Genomic DNA, 21,081 nt, shown 5'->3' with positions numbered 1-21,081 from the left:
GCGTAATAGCTCACTGGTCAAGTGATTCCGCGCCGACAATGTAGCGGGGCTCAAGCGTACCGCCGAAGTCGTGTCATTCCAGCGTATAGGGCCAACGCCTGCTGGGATGGGTAGGGGAGCGTCGTGTGCCGGGTGAAGCAGCCGCGGAAGCGAGTTGTGGACGGTTCACGAGTGAGAATGCAGGCATGAGTAGCGATACACACGTGAGAAACGTGTGCGCCGATTGACTAAGGGTTCCTGGGTCAAGCTGATCTGCCCAGGGTAAGTCGGGACCTAAGGCGAGGCCGACAGGCGTAGTCGATGGACAACCGGTTGATATTCCGGTACCCGCTTTGAAACGCCCAATACTGAATCAGGCGATGCTAAGTCCGTGAAGCCGGCCCGATCTCTTCGGAGTTGAGGGTAGTGGTGGAGCCGACGAACCAGACTTGTACTAGGTAAGCGATGGGGTGACGCAGGAAGGTAGTCCAGCCCGGGCGGTGGTAGTCCCGGGGTAAGGGTGTAGGCCGTGTGGTAGGTAAATCCGTCACACGTTAAGGCTGAGACCTGATGCCGAGCCGATTGTGGTGAAGTGGATGATCCTATGCTGTCGAGAAAAGCCTCTAGCGAGTTTCATGGCGGCCCGTACCCTAAACCGACTCAGGTAGTCAGGTAGAGAATACCGAGGCGTTCGGGTGAACTATGGTTAAGGAACTCGGCAAAATGCCCCCGTAACTTCGGGAGAAGGGGGGCCATCACTGGTGAGGAGACTTGCTCTCCGAGCTGGGGGTGGCCGCAGAGACCAGCGAGAAGCGACTGTTTACTAAAAACACAGGTCCGTGCGAAGCCGTAAGGCGATGTATACGGACTGACGCCTGCCCGGTGCTGGAACGTTAAGGGGACCGGTTAGCCGACTTTCGGGTCGGCGAAGCTGAGAACTTAAGCGCCAGTAAACGGCGGTGGTAACTATAACCATCCTAAGGTAGCGAAATTCCTTGTCGGGTAAGTTCCGACCTGCACGAATGGCGTAACGACTTCTCGACTGTCTCAACCATAGGCCCGGTGAAATTGCACTACGAGTAAAGATGCTCGTTTCGCGCAGCAGGACGGAAAGACCCCGGGACCTTTACTACAGTTTGATATTGGTGTTCGGTTCGGCTTGTGTAGGATAGGTGGGAGACTTTGAAGCGGCCACGCCAGTGGTTGTGGAGTCGTCGTTGAAATACCACTCTGGTCGTGCTGGATGTCTAACCTCGGTCCGTGATCCGGATCAGGGACAGTGTCTGATGGGTAGTTTAACTGGGGCGGTTGCCTCCTAAAGAGTAACGGAGGCGCCCAAAGGTTCCCTCAGCCTGGTTGGCAATCAGGTGTTGAGTGTAAGTGCACAAGGGAGCTTGACTGTGAGACCGACGGGTCGAGCAGGGACGAAAGTCGGGACTAGTGATCCGGCAGTGGCTTGTGGAAGCGCTGTCGCTCAACGGATAAAAGGTACCCCGGGGATAACAGGCTGATCTTCCCCAAGAGTCCATATCGACGGGATGGTTTGGCACCTCGATGTCGGCTCGTCGCATCCTGGGGCTGGAGTCGGTCCCAAGGGTTGGGCTGTTCGCCCATTAAAGCGGTACGCGAGCTGGGTTTAGAACGTCGTGAGACAGTTCGGTCCCTATCCGCTGCGCGCGTAGGAATATTGAGAAGGGCTGTCCCTAGTACGAGAGGACCGGGACGGACGAACCTCTGGTGTGCCAGTTGTTCTGCCAAGGGCATGGCTGGTTGGCTACGTTCGGAAAGGATAACCGCTGAAAGCATCTAAGCGGGAAGCCTGCTTCGAGATGAGTATTCCCACCAACTTGATTGGTTAAGGCTCCCAGTAGACGACTGGGTTGATAGGCCAGATGTGGAAGCCCGGTAACGGGTGGAGCTGACTGGTACTAATAGGCCGAGGGCTTGTCCTCAGTTGCTCGCGTCCACTGTGTTGTTCCCGGGTTGCGAACAGTCGCACCGGTTGAACAACTTCACTACTTAATTGAAAAGTGTGCTTGTTCGCTAAGTGCCGATATCCCGCTCTGCGGGGTGGCCCGATAGGGTTTCGGTGGTCATTGCGTTAGGGAAACGCCCGGTTACATTCCGAACCCGGAAGCTAAGCCTTTCAGCGCCGATGGTACTGCAGGGGGGACCCTGTGGGAGAGTAGGACGCCGCCGAACAATCTTTCAAGGACCCTTGGTCCCAGCGTTCATGCTGGGGCCAGGGGTCCTTTTGTTTTGTCGTAGCGCGTCGGGTGTCCGACTGCGTAAGAATGTCTTGTAGTACCCGATGAAGGAGTCACGCCGATGTCCACCAACTCTCCCGACGATCGTTCGGAGCGCGAGCCGCGTCGCCGGGACGGTGGTGACCGAGGCGGCTTCAGCGGCCGTCGTGACGACCGCTCCGGCGGACCGCGCCGGGACAACGACCGCGGTGGCTCCCGGCGCGACGACAGCCGGCCCACCGGTGGTGGCGGGTTCCGTCGGGACGACCGTGATCGTGACCGTGGGCCGCGTCGTGATGACAGTCGCGGTGGTGGTTCCGGTGGTGGCTTCCGTCGGGACGACAACCGCGGTGGTGGTTCCGGTGGTGGGTTCCGTCGCGATGACCGCGACCGTGACCGTGGGCCGCGTCGGGACGACGACCGGGGCGGGCGCCCTGGTGGGTTCGAGCGGCGGGATGACCGTCCCGGTGGGTTCCGTCGGGACGACAGCCGCGGTGGTGGTTCCGGTGGTGGGTTCCGTCGCGATGACCGCGACCGTGGGCCGCGTCGGGACGACGACCGGGGCGGGCGCCCTGGTGGGTTCGAGCGGCGGGACGACCGGCCGCGCGGACCGCGTCGGGACGACGACAGCCGGCCCACCGGTGGTGGCGGGTTCCGTCGGGACGACCGTGATCGTGACCGTGACCGTGGGCCGCGTCGTGATGACAGTCGCGGTGGTGGTTCCGGTGGTGGGTTCCGTCGGGACGATCGGCGGGATGACCGGCCCGGTGGGTTCCGTCGGGACGACAACCGTGGCGGTGGTTCCGGTGGTGGGTTCCGTCGCGATGACCGCGACCGTGACCGTGGGCCGCGTCGGGACGACGACCGGGGCGGGCGCCCTGGTGGGTTCGAGCGGCGGGACGACCGGCCGCGTGGGCCGCGTCGGGACGACGACAGCCGGCCCACCGGTGGTGGTGGGTTCCGTCGGGACGACCGTGACCGTGACCGTGGGCCGCGTCGTGATGACAGTCGCGGTGGTGGTTCCGGTGGTGGGTTCCGTCGGGACGATCGGCGGGATGACCGTCCCGGTGGGTTCCGTCGGGACGACAACCGTGGCGGTGGTTCCGGTGGTGGGTTCCGTCGCGATGACCGCGACCGTGACCGTGGGCCGCGTCGGGACGACGACCGGGGCGGGCGCCCTGGTGGGTTCGATCGGCGGGACGACCGGCCGCGTGGGCCGCGTCGGGACGACGACAGCCGGCCCACCGGTGGTGGCGGGTTCCGTCGGGACGACAGTCGTGGCGGGGGATATCGCGGACAGCGCGATGACCGTGGCGGCCGGGACGGTTACCGCGGGCGAGACGACCGGGGTGGGTACGAGCGGCGGGACGACCGGGACCGCGAGCCCATCAAGCGGCTTCCGATTCCTGACGACGTCACCGGTGACGAGATCGACAAGGACGTGCGGCAGGAGCTGATGAGCCTGCCGAAGACGCTTGCCGAGGACGTTGCCAGGAACCTCGTCATGGTGGCCCGGCTGATCGACGAGGACCCCGAGCAGGCTTACGCGTACTCGCGGATCGCCTTGCGGCTGGCCTCGCGGGTCGCTGCGGTGCGTGAGGCGGCCGGGTTCGCCGCGTACGCGACGCAGAAGTACTCCGAGGCTCTGGCGGAGTTCCGGGCGGCCAAGCGGATGACCGGTTCCGTAGAGCTGTGGCCCGTCATGGCGGACTGTGAGCGTGGACTCGGGCGGCCCGAGCGGGCGATGGCCATGGCCGGCGAGCCCGAGGTGCAGAAGCTGGACAAGGCCGGTCAGGTCGAGATGCGTCTCGTGGCCGCGGGCGCCCGCAGGGACATGGGACAGATCGATGCCGCCATCGTCACGCTGCAGAGCCCCGAGCTCGCCTCGAGCGCCGTGCACCCATGGACGCCGCGACTGCGCTACGCGTACGCGGACGCGCTGCTGGCAGCGGGGCGCGAGGACGAGGCGCGTGAGTGGTTCGGGAAGGCGCTGGAGGCCGACAAGGACGGCTCCACCGATGCCTCGGACCGGCTCGCCGAACTGGACGGTGTCGAGTTCGTCGATGCCCTCGGTGACGACGAGGACGAGGACAGGGACGAGAACGGCGTCGCGGACGACGACAAGGACGAGGCCACTGACGAGGACGGCACGTCCGAGGCGTAAGGCGTGAGAGAGGGCGGCACCCCCTGGAGGGGTGCCGCCCTTTTTGTTGCCGCGTGCGTCAATCGAGAGTGAGGCTTCGCAGGACCAGGCCGGTGGCCGGCTTGGGGCCGAAGGAGGTCGACTTGCGGGGCATGGTGACGCCCTGTCGCGCGAGGTCCCGGACGACCTCCTCGCGTACCGGATGCATCAGGACCGCCGTGGCGTTGTGACGTTCGGCCTGTTCGACGGCTGCCGCGGTGTCGTGGATGTACGCGATGTGTTCCGGGGCGTCGGGGATCTGCCAGACGTGGTCGAGCAGAGCTGCGTGCAGGACCGTCGCGTCGAGGGTCTGCCAGGCGGTCGGGCGGTCGGCCGGAATCGTACGGTGCAGAAGGCCGGTGTCGGGGCGGTCGACGAGATGGAAGCCGCCGTCGCCCGCGAGCAGGAACGCGTTGCCTTCGGTGGCCGCCTCGGCGAGTGCGTCCAGGGCCTTGGGGAGGGGGCCTTCGACGTCGCGGATGCGGAAGAGGCCATTCAGCGCGGTGAGGGCGTCGGCGACCGGGAGGCGGTGCAGCAGCCGGTGGATGGCGCGGACCCGGAGCGGGTAGCGGGCCGTGTCGACGAGGAGGACCAGGCCGAAGTCCCAGGGGCCGGGCGCGGTGTGCTCCTGCTGGAGGCGGAGATAGGTGGCCCAGCGGTGATGGCCGTCGGCGATCAGGGCCTGGTGGTGGGCGAGGTCGGTCTCGATCTCGGCCCGGTCGGCCGCGTCGGTGACCGCCCAGAGCCGGTGGCTGTAACCGTCCTCGGTGGTGGTGGCGAGCAGCGGTGGTCGCTCGATGGTCCGCTCGATGACGGCGGTCGCGCCCGAGCCGTCGCCGTTGTTGCGGTACGTGAGCAGCAGTGGTTCGAGGTGGGCGGCGGTGGTGCGCATCAGGTCGGCCCGGTCCTCGACCACATGGGCCATCACGTCCTCGTGCGGCAGCACGATGCCGTCGGCGGGGGCGGAGAGCGCCAGCGCCCCGACGATGCCGCGTTGCAGGATCTCGTCGTTGCGCTGTTCGTAGACGTACAGGGCGGGCTCGGGATCAGGAGCGAGTATGCCCTCGGCCAGCCAGCGGTTCAGGGTCTCGGCGGCCTGATTGTGGCGGGCCGCGGCCGTGTCGGCCTGCGGCAGGATCAGCCGGACGATGTTGTGCGGGTCCGCCGACTCCAGGTGGTGCAGCCCGTCGGGGCGCACGACGACGTCGTACGGCGGTGAGGTCACCGCTGCGAGACTGCCGACCCGCTCGGGGACGTATCGCAGCCCGCGGAACGGGATGAGTCGCAGTCCCTGGCCGGCCGGACCTGATGTCTTCATTTCTGCATCGTATGTGTGCGGCCGCGATGCGCGATGATCTGGACAGAAGCATGGAATGAGGAGCGCAAAGAATGAGTCAGGCGAGCAGGACCAGGCCGGCCGGCAGCAGCATCGCGTTGAACGAGGCGTACGACACGGCGCTGCTCGATCTCGACGGGGTGGTGTACGCGGGCGGCCACGCGATCGTCCACGCCGTCGACTCGCTGGGAGCGGCGCGGGACGGCGGGATGCACCTCGCGTATGTGACCAACAATGCCCTGCGGACCCCGGCCGCGGTGGCCGAGCATCTGACCGAACTCGGGGTTCCGGCTGAGTCCGCCGATGTGATCACCTCGGCACAGGCGGTCGCCCGGTTGATCGCCGATCAACTGCCCGCCGGGGCGCGGGTCCTGGTGGTGGGTGGCGAGGGGCTGCGCGTCGCGTTGCGGGAGCGCGGGCTGGTGCCGGTGGAATCGGCGGACGACGAGCCGGTCGCGGTGGCGCAGGGGTACGGCGGGCCCGACATGGCGTGGGGGCGGTTCGCCGAGGCGGCGTACGCGATCGCGCGCGGGGTGCCGTGGTTCGCGTCCAACACGGATCTGACGATTCCGAGCGCCCGGGGGATCGCGCCGGGGAACGGCGCGGCGGTGGAGGTCGTACGGATCGCGACGGGGGCCGAGCCACAGGTCGCCGGGAAGCCATTGCCGCCGATGCACCGGGAGACGGTGCTGCGGACCGGGGCCGAACGCCCGCTGGTGGTCGGGGACCGGCTGGACACGGACATCGAAGGGGCGTTCAACGGCGGTGTGGATTCCCTGCTGGTGCTCACCGGGGTGACGGGCGCCGCGCAGTTGGTGGCCGCCGAGCCGAAGCACCGGCCGACGTATGTGGACGCCGACCTGCGGGGGCTGCTGACCGGGCAGCCCGAAGTGACGCGTACGGGCGATGCATTCGGCTGCGGCGGCTGGACGGCGGCGGTGCGCGGCGACGATCTGGTGCTGGAGGGGGACGGGGACGTGCTCGACGGGCTGCGGGCGCTCTGCGGGGCGGCGTGGTCCTACGCCGAAGACGGCTCGTGCGGGCTGGACAGTGGGAAGGCGATCGCCAGGCTGGGGCTGTAGGGCGGACGGCTCCCGGCGAATCGAGCGCAGAGGCGAGCGAGTTCATAGGGAGGGTAGGCTAACCTAACTTTGCCCCTGTGTGGTGTGTCGCCGTCCGGATGGCCCTCGCACCCGATCACCGCCGACTCCGGGAGTACGACCATGCAGCGCCTCACCGCGGACTCGGTGACCCTCGGCTACGACCGGCGGGTCATCGCGGAGAACCTCTCGGTCGAGATACCCGACAACTCGTTCACGGTGATCGTCGGCCCCAACGCCTGTGGCAAGTCGACCCTGTTGCGCGCGCTCTCGCGAATGCTGAAGCCGACCGGCGGGCGGGTGCTCCTGGACGGGCGGACGATCCATGGGATGCCGGCGAAGCAGGTCGCCAGGACGCTGGGGCTGCTGCCGCAGTCCTCCATCGCACCGGACGGCATCACGGTGGCCGACCTCGTCGGGCGCGGCCGGTACCCGCACCAGGGGCTGCTGCGTCAGTGGTCACCGGACGACGAGCGCATTGTCGAGGAATCGATGACGGCGACCGGAGTCGGCGCGCTTGCCGATCGCTATGTCGACGAATTGTCCGGCGGGCAGCGGCAGCGGGTCTGGATCGCCATGGCGCTCGCCCAGCAGACGCCGCTGCTGCTGCTCGACGAGCCGACGACGTACCTCGACATCCAGCACCAGATCGACGTCCTCGATCTCTGTGCGGAGCTGCACGAGACACAGGGGCGCACCCTCGTGGCCGTTCTGCACGATCTGAATCACGCCGCGCGATACGCCACGCACCTCATCGCGATGCGGGAGGGCGAGGTGATTGCTCAGGGGGCGCCGGGCGAGGTCGTCACCGCGGAGCTGGTGGAGCGGGTCTTCGGGCTGCGCTGCCAGGTCATCGACGATCCGGAGACGGGGACGCCGTTGGTGGTGCCGGCCGCGCGCAAGCCGCGGAGCGGCGGGGTGGCCGTGCAGGGCAGGGCGTCCGCCGGGGCGTCGGCGTCGGCCAGGGGCTGACCGGCCCGACCGCCCGGGGCGGCTCCCGGGAAACGGCCCGTCCCGCGGCTACAGCAGCGACCTGAGTCTCAGCAGATCGCGGAAGCCGGCCTCCAGCCGGACCCGGCCCGAACCCCACGCCTTGGCGAAGTTCAGCCCGCCGTTCACCATCGCCACCAGGTCGTCGCCGGTCATCGCGAGCCGGATCTCCGCCTTCTCCCGGGGCGGGCCCTCGACCGTGTCCAGGACCTGGATCCGGCCATCGGCCAGCCGGCCGGTGAAGGTGACGTCGAGATCCCTGATGTGGCAGCTCAGGGAGCGGTCGAGGGCGGCCGCGCTGCGCACGTCGCCGTCGGCCCCCGCGAGGTTGCCGGAAAGTTTGTCGAGTGCGCTGCGGCACTCCGCCATGGTCGCCATCGTGATCGACGGTACCGCAGCCCTTCGCTGTAGCGTTTCCCGCATGAGCGACTCGATGCCGGTGCCCGGAACAGCGCCCGGAGCGGCCCCCGCGGAGGGGACGGAGGACCCGTCAGCGAGAACCCCCGACGGCGCGGACGCGGCCCCGCCCCATGCCGCCGCGCCCTCTCCCGAACCCGCCGCATCCGCGCCCCTCGGTATCGGACGCACCCCCACCGGCAACGCCGAGGTCGACGCGCGGCTGGAGCGTCTCGCCGATGCGGACCACCTACCGGCCGACGGACACATCGAGGTGTACGAGGATGTACATCGTGGGCTGCGCGACGCGCTGACCGCGCTGGACGCCAGGCCCGCACCCGCACCGGTACCCGCACCGATGCCCTCGTACGACAACAGGAGCTGAACCGAACGTGGCAGGAGTGGCACGACACCGCCTCGACGCCGAGCTGGTACGACGTAATCTCGCCCGCTCACGCGAGCATGCGAGCCAGCTGATCGCCGCAGGGCGGGTGACCGTCGGCGGCAACACCGCGACCAAACCCGCCACCCAGGTCGAGACCAGCGCCGCCGTCGTCGTGCTCAAGGACGACAGCGATCCCGAGTACGTCTCGCGCGGCGGGCACAAGCTCGCCGGCGCCCTCGCCGCCTTCGTGCCCCTCGGGCTGAGGATCGAGGGGCGGCGGGCGCTGGACGCCGGGGCGTCGACCGGCGGCTTCACCGACGTACTGCTGCGGGCCGGCGCCGGTCATGTCGTCGCCGTCGACGTCGGTTACGGGCAGCTCGCCTGGTCGCTCCAGTCCGATGCGCGCGTCACCGTGAAGGATCGCACCAACGTACGGGAGTTGACGCTCGAAGCGATCGACGGGGAGCCGGTGGACCTGGTGGTCGGCGATCTGTCGTTCATCCCGCTGGGCCTTGTCCTGCCTGCCCTGGCGCGCTGCACCGCCCCCGACGCGGACCTGGTCCTCATGGTCAAGCCGCAGTTCGAGGTCGGCAAGGAGCGGCTCGGCAGCGGCGGAGTGGTGCGCAGCCCCGAGTTGCGGGCAGAAGCGGTACGGGAGGTGGCGCGCCGGGCGTGGGCGCTTGGCCTCGGAGTACGGGGGGTGACGGCGAGCCCGCTGCCGGGGCCCGCGGGAAATGTCGAGTACTTTCTCTGGCTGCGGGCCGGCGCACCAGAGCTGGATCCCGCGGATGTCGACCGTGCAGTGGCGGAGGGGCCTCGTTGACGACGAATGCGGCACGAACTGTCTTCCTTTTGGCACACACCGGCCGCCCGGCCGCGATCCGCAGCGCCGAGCTGGTCGTGCAGGGACTGCTCCGCAGCGGCCTCGGCGTCCGCGTGCTGGCCACCGAGGCGGCCGATCTGCCACTGCCGCCGGCCGTCGAGACGGCCACGGACACCACACCGGCGGCCGTGGACGGCTGCGAGCTGCTGGTCGTGCTCGGCGGGGACGGGACGCTGCTGCGCGGTGCCGAGCTCTCCCGGGCCTCCGGGGTGCCGATGCTCGGCGTCAACCTGGGCCGGGTCGGCTTCCTCGCCGAGGCCGAGCGCGACGACCTGGACAAGGTCGTCGACCGGGTCGTCACCCGGGCGTACCAGGTCGAGGAACGCATGACGCTCGACGTCGTCGTGCGCAGCAACGGCGACATCGTCCACACCGACTGGGCGCTCAACGAGGCGGCCGTGCAGAAGGTGTCGCCCGAGCGGATGCTGGAGGTCGTCCTGGAGATCGACGGCCGCCCGGTGACGGGGTTCGGCTGCGACGGGATCGTCTGCGCGACCCCGACCGGATCGACCGCCTACGCCTTCTCCGCGGGCGGTCCCGTCGTCTGGCCCGAGGTCGAGGCGCTGCTGATGGTGCCGATCAGCGCCCACGCGCTGTTCGCCAAGCCACTGGTGACCTCGCCGGCCTCGGTGCTCGCCGTCGAGGTCCAGCAGCACACCCCGCACGGGGTGCTGTGGTGCGACGGCCGCAGGACCGTGGAGCTGCCCGCGGGCGCGCGGGTCGAGGTGCGGCGCGGTGCGGTGCCCGTACGGCTGGCAAGGCTGCACCACGCCTCGTTCACGGACCGGCTGGTCGCGAAGTTCGCACTGCCCGTCTCGGGGTGGCGGGGAGCGCCGCACTGACCGGTGGGCATCTTTCCGGCGGCGGCGCACATTCCGAAGGTGCACACGGGAGAGTGCCCCCTGGAGGGCGGGGTCCGTCGCACATCGGGGCCCGGACCTCGTAAGGTCATGTCCGTGTTGGAGGAGATGCGGATACGGTCGCTCGGAGTCATCGACGACGCGGTGGTCGAGCTGTCGCCCGGTTTCACCGCGGTGACGGGTGAGACCGGCGCGGGCAAGACCATGGTCGTCACCAGCCTGGGGCTGCTGCTCGGCGGGCGTGCCGATCCCGCCCTGGTGCGGATCGGGGCCAAGGCCGCGGTCGTCGAGGGGCGGATCACGGTGTCCGACGGCGACGCCGTGGCCCGGCGGGCCGAGGAGGCCGGGGCCGAGTTCGACGACGGCGCGCTGCTGATCAGCCGGACCGTTTCCGCGGAGGGGCGCTCCCGGGCGCATCTCGGCGGCAGATCCGTGCCGGTGGGGGTGCTCGCCGAGCTCGCCGACGAACTCGTCGCCGTGCACGGCCAGACCGACCAGCAGGGGCTGCTCAAGCCCGCGCGGCAGCGGCAGGCGCTCGACCGGTACGCGGGCGACGGTGTCGCCGTGCCGCACGCCGAGTACGCGGCGGCGTACCGCAGGCTGCGGGCCGTCGTCACGGAGCTCGACGAGCTGACGACGCGCGCCCGCGAACGCGCCCAGGAAGCGGATCTGCTGCGCTTCGGGCTGGGCGAGATCGCCGCGGTCGAACCACGGGCGGGCGAGGACGGCGACCTGGCAGCCGAGGCCGAGCGGCTCGGCCACGCCGAAGCGCTCGCCTCCGCGGCGTCCCTCGCGCACACCGCGCTCGCGGGCAACCCGGAGGACCCGGAGGGCATCGACGCGACGACCGTGGTCGCGGCCGCCGGACGGTCCCTGGACGCCGTACGCGCCCACGATGCGGCGCTGGCCGCGCTCGCCGACCGGATCGGCGAGATCTCGATCCTGCTCGCCGACGTGGCGGGCGAACTGGCCGGATACGCCGACCAGCTGGACGCCGATCCGCTGCGGCTCGCCGCGGTGGAGGAGCGGCGCGCCGCACTCACCGGCCTCACCCGCAAGTACGGCGAGGACATCACCGCCGTGCTCGCCTGGGCCGAGGAAGGGGCCGCCCGGCTCACCGAACTGGAGGGTGACGACGACCGCATCGGCGAGCTGACGGCGGAGCGGGACGCGCTGCGTACCGAACTCTCCGGCCTCGGACAGGCGTTGACCGATGCGCGTACGGGGGCTGCGGAGCGCTTCGCCGAGGCGGTGACCGCGGAACTGGCCTCCCTGGCCATGCCGCACGCCCGGGTCTCCTTCGACATCCGGCAGACCGAGGCGGCCGACGAGGCGTCCGGCATCGAGATCGACGGGCGGAGCGTGGCTTACGGGCCGTCCGGCGCCGACGAGGTCGAGCTGCTGCTGGCCCCGCACCCCGGTGCCCAGCCGCGGCCGATCGCCAAGGGCGCGTCGGGCGGTGAGCTGTCCCGGGTGATGCTCGCCGTCGAGGTGGTCTTCGCCGGCTCCGATCCCGTACCCACGTATCTCTTCGACGAGGTCGACGCGGGGGTCGGCGGCAAGGCCGCCGTCGAGGTCGGGCGGCGGCTCGCGAAGCTCGCCAGGTCCGCGCAGGTCGTCGTCGTGACGCATCTGCCGCAGGTGGCGGCCTTCGCCGACCGGCAGCTGCTGGTCGAGAAGACGGTCGACGGGTCGGTGACCAGCAGCGGGGTCACGGTCCTGGAGGGCGAGGACCGGGTACGGGAGCTGTCCCGGATGCTCGCGGGCCAGGAGGACTCGCAGACCGCACGGGCCCATGCGGAGGAACTGCTGGCCGCGGCGCGGGCGGACGGGTAGCGGGGGCGGCCCGCACGGTGGCGAGCGGGCTGCGCGGCCGGTCGGCGCGCGTGCGCGTCCGGTCGCCGGGTGGGCTGGTGCGCTGAGCCCACCCGGCGCGCTTCCGTGCCGAGTTGCCGGGGTCCGCCCGGTGGTCTCCGTACGGGGGCGGCCGTTGAACGGTGCCTGCGGGCCGGTGCGTAGCCTGGCCCGTATGGGAGCAGCATTCAGCAGGGCCGCCGTGTCCGGTGCCGTCGCAGCCGCCGTCGCGGGGGGTGTGTACCGGGCGTTGCGGGCCCGGCCGCGCAGGGGCTGGCAGCGCACCAACCACGCGGGCCGCACCGTCGATCTGTACGCGGGACCGGCCGTCGCCCTCGGCGCCGCAGCCGGAACCGCCGTCCTGCCCCTCCCGGTCCGCACCAAGTACGCCGCCGCGCTCGCCGTACTCGCGGCAGGCGGCTGCGGGGCGTACGACGACCTCGTCGGTGCGGACGATCCGCGCCGCGGGTTCCGCGCCCACCTGGGGGCCCTGCGGGACGGTGAGGTGACCAGCGGCGCGGTGAAGCTGTTCGGGATCGGGGCCGCCGGGCTCGCCGCCGGTGCGCTGCTCAAGGACCGGCCCGTCGACCGGATCCTCGCCGGCGTCGTGATCGCCGCGACCGCGCACCTCGTCAATCTGACGGACGTACGGCCCGCAGCGGCCGCCGCCACCGTGCTCGCCCTCGGGGCCCCGGGGCTGTTGGGCGGCCCGCTCGCCGCCGCGCCGATGGGGGCTGTGGCGGCCCTCGTCGCCGACGACCTGGGTGAGCGCACCATGATCGGGGACACCGGGGCCCACGCCCTGGGCGCCGCGGTCGGGGTCGCCATCGTCGCGGGCCGTGGCCGGGCCGGGCTCGTCGCCCATGCGGCGGGGCTCGTCGCGGCGACGGTGTACGGGGACCGGGTCAGCCGGCTCGTCCAGTTGACGGCGGACCGCTGACGGGGAGCCCCTGACGCACGGTCACGACAACATCGCGCCGCTTCATCATCCGTGCGAGTGGTAGGCCATGGCCGGTTGCTGTTGTCCGCACCGCGACAGTGGCTCGACTGTGCCGGAACGTGCGTACGGGCTGGCATCCTTGGCGGTGCCATCACCCGCACAGGGACCCCCGGGAGCCATTCAACGTGTCACAGCTGCGTACGGTCCAAGTCCTGGGCGGCGGCAGCGCGGGCAGCAGCGCCCACGTCGGCTCGCTGGCCGCGGGACTGGTGGCGAGAGGCGTGCACGTCACCGTCTGCGCCCCGGCCGAACTGGACCACGCCTACGACTTCTCCGGTACGGGCGTCCGGTTCACCCCCGTACCGCGGCGCAGCGATCCCGCGGCCGTCGCCGCGCTGCGTACCGCCTGCCTGACGGCGGACGTGGTCCACGCGCATGGTCTGCACGCCGCCGTGCGCGCCGCTCTCGCGCTCCGCGGCAGGCGTGTCCCGCTGGTCGTCACCTGGCACGCCCGCGCGCACGCCGAAGGCGCCCGCGGCCAACTGCTCCACTTGATGGAGCGAAGGGCCGCCCGTACGGCGGCGGTTGTGCTCGGTACGACATCGGACCTGGTCGACCGGGCGCGGCTCCGAGGCGCGCGCGATGCCCGGCTCTCGCCGGTCTCCGCCCCGGTATCGTCCCCCGCCGCCCTCGTCCACGCAGACAAGATTCGGGCCGAACTCGGAGCGGTGGAACGGCCGTTGATCATGTCGTACGGGAGTCTCGTACCGCACCACGGGTACGACCTGCTGCTCGACGCCGCACGGATATGGCGCGAAATCGACCCCGTACCGCTGCTGATCATCGTGGGGGAGGGGCACGAGCGGGCCGCTCTGCAGCGCCGGATCCGGAACGAGGACCTGCCCGTACGGATCGTCGGCAGCCGCGACGACCTCGCGGAACTCCTCGCCGTCGCCGATCTGGCCGTGCTGTCCAGCCGGTGGGAGGCGCGCTCGGTGCTGGCCCAGGAGGCGCTGCGGTTCGGCGTTCCGCTGGTTGCCACCGCGGTCGGAGGGGTGCCCGACCTCGTGGGGGACGCGGCGGAGCTCGTACCGTACGGGAACGCCGAGGCGCTCGGGCGGGCGGTGGCCAGGCTGCTCGGCGACCCGGAGCGGCGTGCGGAGCTGGTGACCGCGGGCCGTGCGCAGGCCGCGAGTTGGCCGACGGAGGACGACACGATCGCTCAAGTGCTCAGTGTCTACGACGAGTTGACGCAGCCGCTGGCGGCAGCCCGGACGCGGTGAACGGGCTGCTGGGAGGGTGCTGAAGATCTCGGCGGGGCGTCGCGAGCCCGGCCGAGATCTTCAGCACCCTCCTGGGGGCCGCTGCGCCGCTACGACGTGTGGCGGCGGGCGCGCAGGGCCAGGCTCAGGGCCAGGACGGCCTGGGGGTCGTCCAGATCGGTGCCGAGGAGCTCGCCTATGCGGGCCAGCCGGTTGTACAGCGTCTGGCGGTTCAGGTGCAGTTCGCGTGCCGTCTCCGCCTTGCGGCCCGCGTGGGCGAGATAGGTCTCCAGCGTCGGCAGCAGCGGCGGGCGCGAGGTGCGGTCGTGATCGCGCAGCGGACCGATCGCGCGGTCCACGAACGCCGCCAGATCCGGATGGTCCCGCAGCCGCCACAGCAGCAGATCGATGTCCAGGCGCCGGGCGTCGTACCAGGGCCGGTCGCTGAGACCGTGCGCGGCCGTCGCCGTCTCCGCCGCGTGCCGCAGCCCCGCTCCGGCCGCCGCCCAGCCACCCGCCACGCCCACCACCACAACCGGCGGATGCGATCCGGCGCGCTCGAGACCGGCCCGCTCCACCCCGGCGCGCAGCGCCGCCGCGACCCGGTCCGCGACCGCCGTGCGCTCCGTCTCCGACCGCAGCCCCAGCAGCACCGGAACCCGCCCCTCCACGGGCCGCACGCCGAGCAGCACCGGCACACCCACCGACGAGAGCTCCTCCAGCACAGCGCGCGCCAGCAGCGCCCAGTTCCCCGATACGGACAGCTCGGGAGCCAGCCGCATCACCACCGGCAGCAACGGCATCTCACCCGGCTTGAAGCCCAGCACGCGGGCCTGCGCCGGCGCGTCCTCCGGCGTGATCCGGCCCTCCGCGAGATCCGTCAGGAAGTCGCCCCGGCCACGCGCCGCGAGCTCCTCCTCCTGGCGGGCCTGCATCAGCACGACGGCGAGAATCCCGGCCGCCCGCTCCGCCGCCATCCGGTGCACCGGCACCAGCGGCCCGGACACGGACAGCAGCACCAGCCTGGCCCGTACCGAACCCGTCCCCGGACCGCCACCCGGAACATCCACCAGCACCGAACCGGCGGGCGGCGACTCACGGGCCGCCCGGCCGCCGCGCATCCCGTCCCACACCTGGAGGGGATCGGCGCCGACCGGGCCGGACGTGGGTCCCGCCGCGTACAGCAACTGGCCGTCCGCCGTCTCCAGGAAGACCGGATTGGCCGCGAAGTCCGCCAGGATGCCCAGCACCTGGGGCACACCACCGCCGCCGAGCAGCGCCTCCGTGCACCGCCGGTGCACGTCCTCGGCCTGTCGCAGCAGCGCGTAGTGACCGTTGACGATCTCGGTGTGGATCTCCTCGGTCACCGTCACGAACGGCACCTCCCGGTGCAGCTGCACCAGCGGCAGACCCGCCGCGCGGGCGGCGTCCACGATCGACGCGGGCAGCCTGCCGAACCGCGGTCCGAGCTCCACCACGAGAGCGGCGATCCCGCGGTCGGCGAGCCTGCGGACGAAGGCGCGCTGCTCGGCGGGGCGGGTGCCGAGCCCCAGGCCGGTGGTGAGCAGCAACTCGCCGCCCTTGAGCAGCGAAGCGATGTTCGGGACCTCGCCCGCGTGCACCCAGCGCACCGTACGGTTCAGCCGGTCCGTGCCGGCCACCACCTCCGGCAGCCCGCTGCGCAGTCCCGGCAGCTCAAGGGCCCGCTGCACGGTGATTCCGCCCTGATTGTCCATGGGGTCGGACGCTACCCGTGCTCGCGCTCCGGAGACATCACCGGGTGGTCACGGACCGGACCGTGAGGCCTTCCTTCCCGACAACTCGTCCCGCGGGCAGACGAATTGCACGACCCCCTGTCGATTGTGGCGTATGCCACAATCGACAGGGCCGTGAAGGGCGCACCGAGGCGGGCCGGCCGCCGGCTGCCGGAGCCCTGGATCCCACCCGGCGGTCAGCCGACGTACGCCCCGCTCGCCGTCAGGCGCAGTGCCGTGTCGATCAGCGGCACATGGCTGAACGCCTGGGGGAAGTTCCCCACCTGGCGCTGCAGCCGGGGGTCCCACTCCTCCGCGAGCAGGCCCAGATCGTTGCGCAGGGCCAGCAGCCGTTCGAAGAGCTGGCGCGCCTCGTCGACCCGGCCGATCATCGCCAGGTCGTCGGCCAGCCAGAACGAGCAGGCCAGGAACGCGCCCTCGTCGCCCTCCAGGCCGTCGACGCCCGCGTCCTCGCCCTTGGTGGGGTAGCGCAGCACGAAGCCGTCCTCCGTGGACAGTTCGCGCTGGATCGCCTCGATCGTGCCGATCACGCGCTTGTCGTCCGGCGGGAGGAATCCCATCTGGGGGATCAGCAGGAGGGAGGCATCCAGCTCCTTCGACCCGTAGGACTGGGTGAAGGTGTTGCGTTCCGCGTCGTAGCCCCGGTCGCAGACATCGCGGTGGATGTCGTCGCGCAGCTCACGCAGCCGCTCCAGCGGCCCTTCCGCGTCCCCGGACTCGATCAGCTTGATGGTGCGGTCGACGGCGACCCAGGCCATCACCTTCGAGTGGACGAAGTGGCGGCGCGGGCCGCGCACCTCCCAGATGCCCTCGTCCGGCTCGCCCCAGTGCTTCTCCAGGTACTCGATCAGCTTGAGCTGGAGACCCATCGCGTAGTCGTTGCGGGTCAGGCCCGTCATATGGGCGAGGTGCAGTGCCTCGATGACCTCGCCGTACACATCCAGCTGGAGCTGGCCCGCCGCGCCGTTGCCGACCCGGACCGGGCCGGAGTTCTCGTAACCGGGCAGCCAGTCCAGCTCGGCCTCGCCCAGCTCGCGCTCGCCCGCGATGCCGTACATGATCTGCAGGTTTTCCGGGTCGCCGGCGACCGCCCGCAGCAGCCATTCGCGCCAGGCGCGGGCCTCCTCGCGGTAGCCGGTGCGCAGCAGGGAGGAGAGGGTGATCGCGGCGTCGCGCAGCCAGGTGTAGCGGTAGTCCCAGTTCCGGGAACCGCCGATGTCCTCGGGCAGGGAGGTGGTCGGCGCGGCGACGATGCCGCCGGTCGGCGCGTACGTCAGGGCCTTGAGGGTGATCAGCGAGCGGACCACGGCCTCGCGGTAGGGCCCGTGGTACGTGCACTGCTCGACCCATTCACGCCAGAAGTCCGCGGTCGCGTCCAGCGAGCCCTCCGGGTCCGGCAGGCCCGGCGGCTCGTGGTGCGAGGGCTGCCAGCTGATCGTGAACGCGACCCGGTCACCCGGCGCGACCGTGAAATCGGAGTACGTCGTCAGGTTCTCGCCGTAGGTGTCGGCGGGGGTGTCCAGCCAGACGGAGTCCGGGCCCGCGACGGCGACCGTACGGCCGTCGACCTTGTGCACCCACGGCGTCACCCGCCCATAGCTGAACCGCATCCGCAGCTCGGAGCGCATCGGTACCCGGCCGCTGATCCCCTCCACGATGCGGATGACCTGGGGGGCACCGTCACGCGGGGGCATGAAATCGGTCACTCTGACCGTTCCGCGCGGTGTGTCCCACTCCGATTCCAGGACGAGGGAGTCCCCGCGGTAGCGGCGGCGGTCCGCGGACGGCGGCTCCGCCCCGTCCTCCCGCGCCGGTCCCAGGCGCCAGAAACCATGCTCCTCGGTACCCAGAAGTCCCGCGAAAATGGCATGCGAATCGAAGCGGGGAAGGCACAGCCAGTCCACTGTGCCGTCCCGGCAGACCAGGGCGGCGGTCTGCATGTCTCCGATGAGTGCGTAATCCTCGATGCGCCCGGCCACGTGCATCTCCAGTCGAACGGCCATGTCGCCCCGTAGGGCATTACTGCGGGTCAAGAGGTCGTCGCAAGGGGTTGTTGTGGGGGAACCTGCGAGCTCGGTACCTCGCCCGGAGCGAGTGTCCGAGCAGGATACGACGCACCGGAATGATCTGCGCGACTGTCTCGGTAACGCTCATCGATGAGCCTGAGCCGAACGGGTGTGGCGTGAGGGGCCCGCGGTGATCACGTGGGGTGGTGGTGCGGGGCGTGGCCGGAAGCAGGCCCCCTTTGTCGCTGATACCCTGGTAGCCCGTGGACCGGTGGTCGTCCGCAACAGCAGACGAGGCCCCCGAACCGCAGCGACGGCACCTCCGGAAATCTCCGGACGGCAACGCCGGTACGCACCTCACGATCGCGACCACGGGAGCCCCCTTTGGCTATGCAGCCCACATCCACGACGACCAAGCACATCTTCGTCACCGGGGGTGTCGCCTCTTCCCTCGGCAAGGGTCTGACTGCCTCCAGCCTCGGTGCCCTGCTCAAGGCGCGCGGCCTCCGGGTCACCATGCAGAAGCTCGACCCGTATCTGAACGTCGACCCGGGCACGATGAACCCCTTCCAGCACGGTGAGGTGTTCGTCACCAACGACGGCGCCGAGACCGACCTGGACATCGGCCACTACGAGCGTTTCCTCGACGTCGACCTCGACGGCTCCGCCAACGTCACCACCGGCCAGGTCTACTCGCAGGTGATCGCCAAGGAGCGGCGCGGCGAGTACCTCGGTGACACCGTGCAGGTCATTCCGCACATCACCAACGAGATCAAGCACCGCATCCGCCGCATGGCGACCGACGACGTCGATGTCGTCATCACCGAGGTCGGCGGCACGGTCGGTGACATCGAGTCGCTGCCGTTCCTGGAGACCGTCCGCCAGGTCCGCCACGAGGTCGGCCGGGACAACGTCTTCGTCGTGCACATCTCGCTGCTGCCCTACATCGGCCCGTCCGGCGAGCTCAAGACCAAGCCGACCCAGCACTCCGTCGCCGCGCTGCGCAACATCGGCATCCAGCCCGACGCCATCGTGCTGCGCGCCGACCGTGACGTACCGACCGCCATCAAGCGCAAGATCTCGCTGATGTGCGACGTCGACGAGGCCGCCGTGGTGGCCTGCGTGGACGCCAAGTCGATCTACGACATCCCCAAGGTGCTGCACACCGAGGGCCTGGACGCGTACGTCGTGCGCAAGCTCGACCTGCCGTTCCGTGACGTCGACTGGACCACGTGGGACGACCTGCTGGACCGCGTCCACAACCCCGACCACGAGATCACCGTCGCGCTCGTCGGCAAGTACATCGACCTGCCCGACGCCTACCTCTCGGTCACCGAGGCCATCCGGGCCGGCGGTTTCGCGAACAAGGCCCGCGTCAAGGTCAAGTGGGTCGCCTCCGACGACTGCAAGACCCCGGCCGGTGCCGCGAAGCAGCTTTCCGACGTCGACGCGATCTGCGTCCCCGGCGGCTTCGGCGACCGCGGGGTCAACGGCAAGATCGGCGCCATCCAGTACGCCCGCGAGAACAAGGTTCCGCTGCTCGGCCTCTGCCTCGGCCTGCAGTGCATCGTGATCGAGGCGGCGCGCAACCTCGCCGAGATCCCCGATGCCAACTCCACCGAGTTCGACGCCGCCACCTCGCACCCCGTCATCTCGACGATGGAGGAGCAGCTGGCGTACGTCGAGGGCGCGGGCGACCTGGGCGGCACCATGCGGCTCGGCCTGTACCCGGCGAAGCTCGCCGAGGGCTCGCTGGTCCGTGAGGCGTACGACGACCAGCCGTACGTGGAGGAGCGCCACCGCCACCGCTACGAGGTCAACAACGCCTACCGTGCCGAGCTGGAGAAGAAGGCCGGTCTGGTCTTCTCCGGCACTTCCCCGGACAACAAGCTCGTCGAGTACGTCGAGTACCCGCGCGAGATCCACCCCTACCTGGTCGCCACCCAGGCGCACCCGGAGCTCCGCTCCCGCCCGACCCGCCCGCACCCGCTCTTCGCGGGCCTGGTGAAGGCGGCCGTCGCGCGCAAGACGGGCGCCGGGGCCGACTCACAGCAGGGTGCCGCGTCGGGCAAGTAGTCCGGCGGTGCACAGGCACTAACGTTGACCGGGGTACGGATCCATCGAGGATGCGTGCCCCGGTTCCGGTTTTTGTGGGAGGACGAGATGGGTTTCCAGGACACGCCCGAGGAGTGGCAGGTCACCGCGACCAAGACGCCCTTCACCGGCAACAAGACCAGCGTCCGCACCGATGACGTGGTGATGCCCGACGGCACGGTCGTACGCCGCGACTACCAGGTCCACCCGGGTTCGGTCGCCGTGCTCGCGCTCGACGAGGAGAACCGGGTCCTCGTCCTGCGGCAGTACCGCCACCCGGTGCGCCACAAGCTCTGGGAGATCCCGGCCGGACTGCTCGACATCCCCGGTGAGAACCCGCTGCACGCGGCCCAGCGCGAGCTCTACGAGGAGGCGTACGCCAAGGCCGAGGACTGGCGGGTGCTGACCGACGTCTACACCACCCCCGGCGGCTGCGACGAAGCCGTACGGATCTTCCTGGCCCGGCAGCTCTCCGAGGCCGACTGCGAGCGTTACCTGGTCTCCGAGGAGGAGTCCGACATGGAGCTGGCCCGGGTGCCGCTCCAGGAGCTGGTACGGGGGGTGCTCGCCGGGGACCTGCACAACAGCTGCCTCGTCGTGGGCGTCCTTTCGCTCGCGGCGGCGCTCGCCGGTGACGGGATCGACTCGCTGCGTCCGGCCGAGGCGCCGTGGCCCGCCCGACCGTTCGGGGTCTGACGGTGCGTTGCCCGACGGCTCGTAAGGGCCGTGCGCCGTCCGGCGGTCCGAGGGCCGGCCGCTGAACGGTTCACCCGAGTCCCCCGATCGGAAAAGA

General features: G+C 70.4%; 15 protein-coding genes, 2 rRNA genes and 1 pseudogene (1 of these 18 cut by a window edge). 14 read left to right on the top strand and 4 right to left on the bottom strand.

All coding sequences use genetic code 11. The features are described from left to right. The 4 genes and pseudogenes from OG306_RS07825 to OG306_RS07810 all read left to right on the top strand — a co-directional run. A 23S ribosomal RNA gene (locus OG306_RS07825) occupies positions 1-1,931 on the top strand; it begins 1,194 nt to the left of the window's first position. Between the two features lie 133 nt (positions 1,932-2,064). Continuing rightward, positions 2,065-2,181 (top strand): 5S ribosomal RNA (gene rrf, locus OG306_RS07820). A 780-nt stretch (positions 2,182-2,961) separates the two neighbouring features. Beyond that, positions 2,962-3,537, top strand: a pseudogene (locus OG306_RS40895) (hypothetical protein); the annotation flags it as partial. 144 nt (positions 3,538-3,681) lie between these two features. Further along, the gene (locus tag OG306_RS07810) at positions 3,682-4,389 is read left to right on the top strand and encodes a tetratricopeptide repeat protein (protein ID WP_266745374.1); all 708 of its coding nucleotides are present in this window, start codon (positions 3,682-3,684) and stop codon (positions 4,387-4,389) included. A gap of 58 nt (positions 4,390-4,447) precedes the next feature. Here the strand turns inward: OG306_RS07810 and OG306_RS07805 are convergent, their stop codons facing one another. Beyond that, positions 4,448-5,725, bottom strand: coding sequence for a DUF1015 domain-containing protein (locus OG306_RS07805; protein ID WP_266745373.1), 1,278 nt, complete (start codon positions 5,723-5,725; stop codon positions 4,448-4,450). Between the two features lie 71 nt (positions 5,726-5,796). Between OG306_RS07805 and OG306_RS07800 the strand changes: the two genes are divergently transcribed. Continuing rightward, positions 5,797-6,825, top strand: coding sequence for an HAD hydrolase-like protein (locus OG306_RS07800; protein ID WP_266745372.1), 1,029 nt, complete (start codon positions 5,797-5,799; stop codon positions 6,823-6,825). 141 nt (positions 6,826-6,966) lie between these two features. After that, on the top strand, positions 6,967-7,815 hold the full coding sequence (locus OG306_RS07795) for an ABC transporter ATP-binding protein (protein ID WP_266745371.1): 849 nt from the start codon (positions 6,967-6,969) through the stop codon (positions 7,813-7,815). Positions 7,816-7,863: 48 nt separating this feature from the next. Here the strand turns inward: OG306_RS07795 and OG306_RS07790 are convergent, their stop codons facing one another. After that, a complete protein-coding gene (locus OG306_RS07790; RefSeq protein WP_266745370.1) occupies positions 7,864-8,211 on the bottom strand; it encodes an SCP2 sterol-binding domain-containing protein in 348 nt (115 codons plus the stop codon). Positions 8,212-8,254: 43 nt separating this feature from the next. Between OG306_RS07790 and OG306_RS07785 the strand changes: the two genes are divergently transcribed. The 6 genes from OG306_RS07785 (at position 8,255) to OG306_RS07760 (ending at position 14,434) form a co-directional block, all read left to right on the top strand. Beyond that, entirely contained in the window at positions 8,255-8,614 is a 360-nt protein-coding gene (locus OG306_RS07785; RefSeq protein WP_266745369.1) for a hypothetical protein, read from the top strand. Positions 8,615-8,621: 7 nt separating this feature from the next. After that, a complete protein-coding gene (locus OG306_RS07780) occupies positions 8,622-9,437 on the top strand; it encodes a TlyA family RNA methyltransferase (RefSeq protein WP_266745368.1) in 816 nt (271 codons plus the stop codon). After that, a complete protein-coding gene (locus OG306_RS07775; protein WP_266745367.1) occupies positions 9,434-10,339 on the top strand; it encodes an NAD kinase in 906 nt (301 codons plus the stop codon). The genes OG306_RS07780 and OG306_RS07775 overlap by 4 nt, the downstream gene beginning before the upstream one ends. A gap of 108 nt (positions 10,340-10,447) precedes the next feature. After that, complete coding sequence (gene recN, locus OG306_RS07770) at positions 10,448-12,193, top strand: DNA repair protein RecN (RefSeq protein WP_266745366.1); 1,746 nt, start codon at positions 10,448-10,450, stop codon at positions 12,191-12,193. 193 nt (positions 12,194-12,386) lie between these two features. After that, positions 12,387-13,151 carry a hypothetical protein gene (locus OG306_RS07765; RefSeq protein WP_266745365.1) on the top strand — a complete coding sequence of 255 codons (765 nt, stop codon included), beginning with the start codon at positions 12,387-12,389 and terminating at the stop codon, positions 13,149-13,151. Positions 13,152-13,336: 185 nt separating this feature from the next. Next, positions 13,337-14,434, top strand: a complete 1,098-nt coding sequence (locus OG306_RS07760) for a glycosyltransferase family 4 protein (RefSeq protein ID WP_266745364.1) — start codon at positions 13,337-13,339, stop codon at positions 14,432-14,434. An 89-nt stretch (positions 14,435-14,523) separates the two neighbouring features. Here OG306_RS07760 and OG306_RS07755 read toward each other — a convergent pair whose 3' ends face one another. Continuing rightward, positions 14,524-16,149, bottom strand: a complete 1,626-nt coding sequence (locus OG306_RS07755; protein WP_266745363.1) for a PucR family transcriptional regulator — start codon at positions 16,147-16,149, stop codon at positions 14,524-14,526. 215 nt (positions 16,150-16,364) lie between these two features. Then, positions 16,365-18,167 (bottom strand): glycoside hydrolase family 15 protein, encoded by a 1,803-nt coding sequence (locus OG306_RS07750; RefSeq protein ID WP_266752111.1) that lies wholly within the window; start codon positions 18,165-18,167, stop codon positions 16,365-16,367. A 417-nt stretch (positions 18,168-18,584) separates the two neighbouring features. On the opposite strand from OG306_RS07750, the gene OG306_RS07745 reads away from it, so the two are divergent. Together OG306_RS07745 and OG306_RS07740 are read left to right on the top strand one after the other, a co-directional pair. Next, the gene (locus tag OG306_RS07745) at positions 18,585-20,270 is read left to right on the top strand and encodes a CTP synthase (protein ID WP_266745362.1); all 1,686 of its coding nucleotides are present in this window, start codon (positions 18,585-18,587) and stop codon (positions 20,268-20,270) included. Between the two features lie 87 nt (positions 20,271-20,357). Then, positions 20,358-20,984: an NUDIX domain-containing protein gene (locus OG306_RS07740; protein ID WP_266745361.1), complete on the top strand. Its 627-nt coding sequence runs from the start codon at positions 20,358-20,360 to the stop codon at positions 20,982-20,984. Positions 20,985-21,081: the final 97 nt, after the last annotated feature.

The organism is Streptomyces sp. NBC_01241, from assembly GCF_041435435.1.
Taxonomy (GTDB): domain Bacteria; phylum Actinomycetota; class Actinomycetes; order Streptomycetales; family Streptomycetaceae; genus Streptomyces.
The sequence above is the reverse complement of the archived record's forward strand: the minus strand, read 5'-3'. Positions and strand labels throughout refer to the sequence as shown.